We start from the raw sequence: 6,973 nt of genomic DNA, 5'->3' as shown, positions 1-6,973 counted from the left end.
TCCAATCAGAAAATCCACAAAATAAAAAGTGCGCCCCCAATGAAGAGACGCACCGAAAAAGTGAATCTCTCTCATTGTTGCGACACAATTCCATCAACACTCAAGGCGTGATTATGTAGAGAATACACTTTTTACCGAAGTAATATTCCCTGAGTGTGATAATATATAGAATTGTGTCGCATATTAAGTATACCATACTTGGTTGGAAAAGAAAACGAAAAATATATCTTACGCCCAGAAACCCACTTTTATTTGCCCTATTTCTTTATATATTTAATTTTTTACTCACAATTAAATAGAAAAATAAGTGGGAAAGTGGGCGAAACCCTCACAAAGCCCGTAAATACGGCATTTTTATAGCCCACTTTTGAGTTTTAAAACTGGGCGAAGAGTGGGCATTTGACCAAGATTTTGGTATTTTCGTCCGTAAAATTCTCCAAAGTCACATAAAATTTCAGCAAATACACACCATTTTTTCAGCCAAAACCGGGCGTGACCACTTTCCTCAAATATAAAAGTGGGCTAAATCAGCTCTGGTAATGTCTTTTTTGATATGCCAAATGTCTTGGAACTTGTACATAGGGCTGTCTGTAGAATGATTTTGTTCGGAAGCGTGAAACATTTTTTAACAATATTCCATACTGCTTAGGAGAAGAAACAGTTGATTTCTCTTCCTCTCTTTCTTCACAAAAACACTCAATCAGTTTTCTTAAAGTTTTGGCAACATTTTGTAAACCTTCACCAAGAATATCAAGAGCCTTGCTCATTTCGTCTACCAACAGGTACATATTCATAGATATCACCCCAATCCTACAGATTTCTTTGCCAGCATATCAGCTTCTTCATTGAACTGAATTCCAGTATGAGCTTTTACATGTTTGAAATATAATTTTAATCCGTTCTTAATTGCAGATTCTGCTAACGCCACATATTGCTTAGTTTCCTTTTGCCTCGCACACCATTTACCTGTAATCCATTTTTCGATTCCCTCGTAATCATAATAAATGGTCAGTTCTTTCATGCCAAGTTTTAAGGCAGTCTGTATGGCATCGCTGGCTCCAAGAATTTCGCCCGCCACATTACGCATTTTACTAAGTGCAACCTTGTTTCCAGAACCTTGAAGAATATGTTTGTGCCCAAATTTATCAATCAGGAATCCGCCCCATCCATATGTATGTGTCTCAGTATTATATGAGCCATCCACGAATGCAAATGAATGTCTTTTATAACCCATAAATATCACCTATATACCTTTCCTGTATTTTTATCTTTCAAAACAATTCGCTCCTCCAAATGAAATCCAGATAACTCACAAATATTGAAAATAGTGTCCAGTAATTTATGAAACTTATCATCCTCATTCTCAATATTTTTAATAGCCTGATAAGCTGTCGGGTCAGAATATCCAGATGCATTTTTTCTTATATCATCATCTCGTGCCAAATATATCACCTCCAATCATAAATGCAGCACCCTTTCTGAAATCTCCTGTGTTCTTCCTTGATTCCAGAAGTTAGTGCCGATGTATCCGCATGTCCGACGTGCAACATTTAATTTATTTTGGTCACGATTTTTACATATCGGACATTCCCAAACAAGTTTTCCATTGTCACGAACAATCTGAACCTCTCCCTCAAAACCACATACCTGACAGTAATCGCTTCTTGTATTTAATTCAGCATACATAATGTTTTCATATATATACTGAATAACCGATATGACTGCTGGAATATTGTGATTCATATTTGGAACTTCAATATAACTGATAGCTCCGCCAGGACTCAATGCCTGAAACTCAGATTCAAATGAAAGCTTTGTGAAAGCATCAATCGGTTCTGTCACATGAACATGGTAACTGTTTGTAATGTAGTTCTTATCAGTAACTCCGGGAATAATCCCAAAACGTTTTTGTAAGCACTTGGCAAATTTATAAGTTGTGCTCTCTAACGGAGTGCCGTACAAGGAGAAGTCAATATTGGTCTCTTCTTTCCATTTGGTACAATAATCGTTTAGTGTCTGCATCACATAAAGAGCAAATTCCTTACCTCCTGCTGTGTGCGACTCACCAGTCATGTACTTAACACATTCATACAAACCAGCATACCCAAGGCTAATTGTGGAATACCCATTATATAAGAGAGTATCTATAGTCTCGTTTTTATTCAGTCTTGCCAGTGCCCCATATTGCCAAAGAATCGGAGCAACATTTGACAGAGTCCCTTTCAACCGATTGTGTCGTGCCATCAAGGCAGGATAGCAGATATTATCCAGCCGGTCTTTAAGAATATCCTCAAACCTATCAAAGTCTCCGTGAGAGCTTAATGCTACATCTGGTAAATTGATAGTTACAACTCCCTGATTGAAGCGTCCGTAGTATTTGTGACCAGGTTCCCAATTTTTACATTTGGAATAGTTTTCGGTAGTACGGTCTGGAGTAAGGAATGAACGGCAACCCATACAGGTATATGTATCACCGTTTTTCAACTGCTGCTCGATTTTATTTGAAATATAATCTGGAACCATCCGCTTTGCAGTACATCTCGCAGCAAGTTCTGTCAAATAATAATACTCAGAACCAAGATAGGCATTATTCTCATCCAAAGCATATATCAGTTTAGGAAATGCTGGAGTAATCCAAGCCCCGGTTTCGTTCTTAACCCCCTCCATTCTCTGTTTGAGAACTTCTTCAATTATAACTGCCAAGTCTGCCTGCTCCTGCTCATTCTCAGCCTCGTTAATATTCATATAAACCGTGATAAAGGGAGCCTGTCCATTAGTAGTCATCAGAGTTACAACTTGATACTGTATTGTCTGAACTCCTTTTTTGATATCCTCATACACAAGATGTTCAATAAACTCATCGTAATTGTTTTCCGGCATAAATGATAATAATTGGCTATTTTTCTGCTTAAAACGCTTTCTCGTATCATCTACAAATGGAGCCAGATGAGCCAGGCTTATAGATTGACCGCCATACTGGGAACTGGCAACCTGTGCTATGATTTGAGTAGCGATATTACATGCTGTACTGAATGTATGTGGCTTTTCAATGAGTGTTCCAGATATAACCGTACCATTCTGCAACATGTCCTCCAGATTTACCAAGTCACAATTATGCGAATGCTGAATAAAATAATCAGCGTCATGAAAATGAATCAGACCATCATTATGAGCCTTTACAACAGTTTCTGGCAGCAACTTTCTCATTGTAATATCTTTTGAAATCTCACCTGCGATATAGTCCCGCTGCGTTGGTATAATCTCAGGATTTTTGTTGCTGTTTTCCTGTTTAACCGATTCGTTTACATACTCAACAAGAGACATAATCTGCTTATCAGTATTTATTTCTCGTTTTAATTTATGGTCATAACGATAACGAATATACGCTTTGGCAACTTCGTACGCTCCACTCTTCATCAGTTCGGTCTCTACAATTTCCTGAATTTCCTCAACCTCGACGGCTCTGCTGAATTTACCAAGAATATCAATTATAGAATTGGTAACAGCACTAATGTTATTACGGTTAATCTGCTCTCCCTCGTCAACTTCAGTATTTGCTTTGGATATTGCATTAAATATCTTTTCCGAATCGAAGTCAACTTCTGTTCCGTCTCGCTTTATAATTTTGCTAATCAATTCTACACCTCCAATTTTATTTTATAGCAACTTAATTCAAACCTTGGTTTAACACCCTTTTTGTGCATAATCCTACTGAATCTAATATCATTTCCATATTTGCTTTTTAACTTTATTACATCTTGATGATTTGGCTTATATGTTTCTTGCAACTCTTCCAATGTGTTATAAAACAGAGATTCATAAGGTAATATCATTAGAACACCTCCACCACAATCAAGCAAATCCTTTAGGAATTGGTTTTTGCTTTTGGTAATCTGGACAAGAGAAAGAAACATCTACATGTTCATGCTCCATCATTATATCCCACCCATAATCATCATTCGGACCGTCGCCATAAGTTGTATTTTTCAATTTTTCCATAGCTTGTTTTGGATGATCATAATATTTACATGTCCGTTTATGTATACACTCGTTGCAATCTGTTAAAAGTTTAAGCATTTTCTTCTCCTTTCAAAAAAAAAAGAAAGAGCCTGCGATTTTTCAACCACAGGTTCCTTCCAACAATAACTTCAAAATCACGCTTCAATGTCTTTCTGCGTATCCTCAATCAACTCATCCAGCATTGTTTTAGCTTCATCGTATTCGCTATTTTCCAATAACTTTTTGAGCTTAATGAGACTCCTTAAAAGTTTTCTGCTGTAAGCAATGAATTCTTTCATATCGTCTTCCATTTACCTGCCTCCTTTAGCAAGCCCTTTCTTTAATGATAAGGACAAATATATAAATATTATATATCACCCTTTCATTATAGTCCATGTTTTTTACGCGAGTGTAATAATCTCACTATAAGGCAAGTTCTCAATCCATTGGCAGAATTCACGCCATTCATCCAGCTTATGTTCTTTCCGCATTGGATATATCCCAGTCAAAACCTCATAATTCAACATGACTGTTCGTTTCTGGTTATATGAACTTGGAAGAAGTTGAATCATCTGCCACCAGTATTTCTTATCCTGAGTTTCAAGATATTTATCTCTGCATACATTTAGCATATTCACAATATAATTCTGAAAAACATCTTTTGGAGATAATGGAATATAATCTTCCTCGTCCATAACAAATACATCGTTTGGGTCTTCAATTATATGTTCCCATGAAAAATCATCCAATGCAAACTCCTTAGAATGGATCTTATGCATCGTAGAACACGAATTAGCAACCGTACCGACCTTGTATGTATCAAACTCCTTCCACCAGTAAAGCGGAGCAGTAATGTCCAGATACACCGTAATCATCCGGCGGTACTTTGCATGTACCGATCCACCTGCTGCAAGTTTCATCATAAGCTCATGGTCTGCTTTACCAACATGAAAGCCACCATCAAAAGAATGTCCGCAGTCATGCTCACAACAATTATCACATCCAATATGCTTGTCTCCTCCGCCACAGATGCCACTATCAGACTTATCCCAACTATTCATTGGGTTACGCATACCTCTAATAGTCTCTTCCAGGCCATGAATAGTTACATTTTCTATTTTAATCATCTTTTAATTCTCCTTTCCTGAATTTTTTATTAAAAGCTTCTTCACTTAACATAATCACACCATGACAATTATCATAAGTACAATTCTGAGGAGGAATTACCTTAACTTCATTCCCATTCCTCAGTTCATCTATATCTTGTTCAGATAAAGAAATATATAGTGTCATTTTCAGTATTCCTCCTGTTCCCAGTAATACTTACCATATACAATGGGTTTATTACTAAATATCAATGTCAGCCCTAATGGAATCATAATTATTCCAACGGTTGCATCTCCATCTAACAACCAAGTGAAAGCCACAGTTAGCGCAAGCGCCACGACTCCAAGTAACTTCTGCTTAAGAAAATATAAAAATCTTTCTCTCGCTTTTATTTGTTGTTCTCTATGATCCTTCGCTTTCTTTTTGTACTCATTTTTGCAAGCCATATAGCCATCTTGAAATCCCATATCATAATGGTATTGATTCATATTTGTTGCACAATTCATAACTGCCTCCAGTCTACACATTGGTAATACTTTCAAAGTGTCTGTCTCTACTTAATTCTGCAACTGGAGTACCAGCCACTCCTGCACTTTCTCCCGAATCCGTTGCTCTGAAATGTGCTCCTTCTTTTTGCGGATACATAAATTCAAACATAAGATAGTTTGCGGCATCACATAAATATTCAGTATTTCCAGTTGCCAAATACTTTTTGATACACAAATCATGCGAATCCAAAGCATTCACTAGTCCCATACCAAAGTTATCTGCTGCTGTACCATACTTATAATAAGAAAGAGCCACGCGGTTCTGGCGCAGCTCATCGAATCGGTCGCTATATTCTTTTGGTTGCTTTTTTCCGATATCACTCATTCTAATTCTCCTTTCTGATAAATATAAAAAGAGCTTAGATTTTATTTCCAGCTCTCACATTTTCATTTACACCACTTTCCAATTTTTCTTTTATCTGCCTGAGAATATCCTCAACCTGTTTTCTGGTATTGGAAGCCAACTTCATATGTTTCTTGTGTTCGTCATACCAGTTAAATATCTCGAACAAATTCCCTTTTGTCCAACTGAAAGCCCACCAATCACATATCATTTCCAAAATATAATTAACAGGCATTTCCAAGACGATCTCTCCTTCTTCCGGGTCGTCGTTAATCAGAATCCAATGTTGCCAGTGATGCGGGTTTCGGTGAAGGTGTAGTAACCAAGCTTTTCTATATTCCTGCACAACCGCATATGACTTATTATTGCCATAGAAGTAGGCGTCATAGGCTTCATACTCGTCCTTCTCTGACTTTGACTGGTCATGGGCAAAACAGCACTGCCATTCCAGATTCGGAATATTCTTAACCAGATCTGGCAGATTTTCCAAAAGCCAGTCATAGCCTTTCTTGACGTTTTTCTTATGATTCGCCAAATACTTGTCGTATTGATAACTCATTATATCTTAACCTCCGTACTGTAATCCAAGATGAGAATATAAACTGCTATAGATAGCCTTCTCTAACTCATCCTTATAAACTGTTATGTCTTTTCCGTCTCTAACAATAGTCATGGTTCCCGAAGTAATGGTTGTGATGCGTCAATACCACTAGATTTGGCGGCAGGCAACAAATATGCCAAAGCTTCCATTTCTTTATGATCACATTCATCAACAAATGGACACGCACGACATTTTTCAGATAATCTTGATAATCCTTCTTTGGGCATTTTGTTTAACCCTCCTTATCAAGCGTTGCCGGAAGATACCACTTTCCTTTAATTTTCTTTGCCTCTGGATAAGCACCTGCTTTAATTGCTTTTCTTACTGAATCTGCTTTGAGATTCTTGGATTCGGCAAAATCCTTCAAAGATATAT

General features: G+C 37.2%; 9 protein-coding genes. All 9 read right to left on the bottom strand.

Translation table 11 applies throughout. The features are described from left to right. Window positions 1-527: 527 nt before the first annotated feature. The 9 genes from QX565_RS00450 to QX565_RS00410 all read right to left on the bottom strand — a co-directional run bounded on the left by QX565_RS00450 (window position 528) and on the right by QX565_RS00410 (window position 6,556). Window positions 528-767: a hypothetical protein gene (locus QX565_RS00450; protein ID WP_289290590.1), complete on the bottom strand. Its 240-nt coding sequence runs from the start codon at window positions 765-767 to the stop codon at window positions 528-530. A gap of 32 nt (window positions 768-799) precedes the next feature. Beyond that, window positions 800-1,234 (bottom strand): RNase H family protein, encoded by a 435-nt coding sequence (locus QX565_RS00445; RefSeq protein ID WP_289290588.1) that lies wholly within the window; start codon window positions 1,232-1,234, stop codon window positions 800-802. Between the two features lie 224 nt (window positions 1,235-1,458). After that, window positions 1,459-3,636 carry an anaerobic ribonucleoside-triphosphate reductase gene (gene nrdD / locus QX565_RS00440; protein WP_289290586.1) on the bottom strand — a complete coding sequence of 726 codons (2,178 nt, stop codon included), beginning with the start codon at window positions 3,634-3,636 and terminating at the stop codon, window positions 1,459-1,461. Window positions 3,637-3,852: 216 nt separating this feature from the next. Beyond that, window positions 3,853-3,999, bottom strand: a complete 147-nt coding sequence (locus QX565_RS00435) for a hypothetical protein (protein ID WP_289290584.1) — start codon at window positions 3,997-3,999, stop codon at window positions 3,853-3,855. A gap of 155 nt (window positions 4,000-4,154) precedes the next feature. Continuing rightward, the gene (locus QX565_RS00430) at window positions 4,155-4,298 is read right to left on the bottom strand and encodes a hypothetical protein (protein WP_289290583.1); all 144 of its coding nucleotides are present in this window, start codon (window positions 4,296-4,298) and stop codon (window positions 4,155-4,157) included. 102 nt (window positions 4,299-4,400) lie between these two features. Further along, complete coding sequence (locus QX565_RS00425) at window positions 4,401-5,126, bottom strand: hypothetical protein (RefSeq protein WP_289290582.1); 726 nt, start codon at window positions 5,124-5,126, stop codon at window positions 4,401-4,403. 168 nt (window positions 5,127-5,294) lie between these two features. Continuing rightward, window positions 5,295-5,594 carry a hypothetical protein gene (locus tag QX565_RS00420; protein WP_289290580.1) on the bottom strand — a complete coding sequence of 100 codons (300 nt, stop codon included), beginning with the start codon at window positions 5,592-5,594 and terminating at the stop codon, window positions 5,295-5,297. 31 nt (window positions 5,595-5,625) lie between these two features. Next, window positions 5,626-5,979: a hypothetical protein gene (locus tag QX565_RS00415; protein ID WP_289290577.1), complete on the bottom strand. Its 354-nt coding sequence runs from the start codon at window positions 5,977-5,979 to the stop codon at window positions 5,626-5,628. Window positions 5,980-6,013: 34 nt separating this feature from the next. Next, window positions 6,014-6,556, bottom strand: a complete 543-nt coding sequence (locus tag QX565_RS00410; RefSeq protein WP_289290575.1) for a DUF5662 family protein — start codon at window positions 6,554-6,556, stop codon at window positions 6,014-6,016. Window positions 6,557-6,973 lie beyond the last annotated feature (417 nt).

It is taken from the genome of Bacteroides sp. 41_26 (assembly GCF_949740115.1).
Taxonomy (GTDB): Bacteria; Bacteroidota; Bacteroidia; order Bacteroidales; family Bacteroidaceae; genus Bacteroides; species Bacteroides nordii.
Note: the sequence above shows the minus strand (reverse complement) of the source record. Positions and strands in the feature narration are given on the sequence as shown.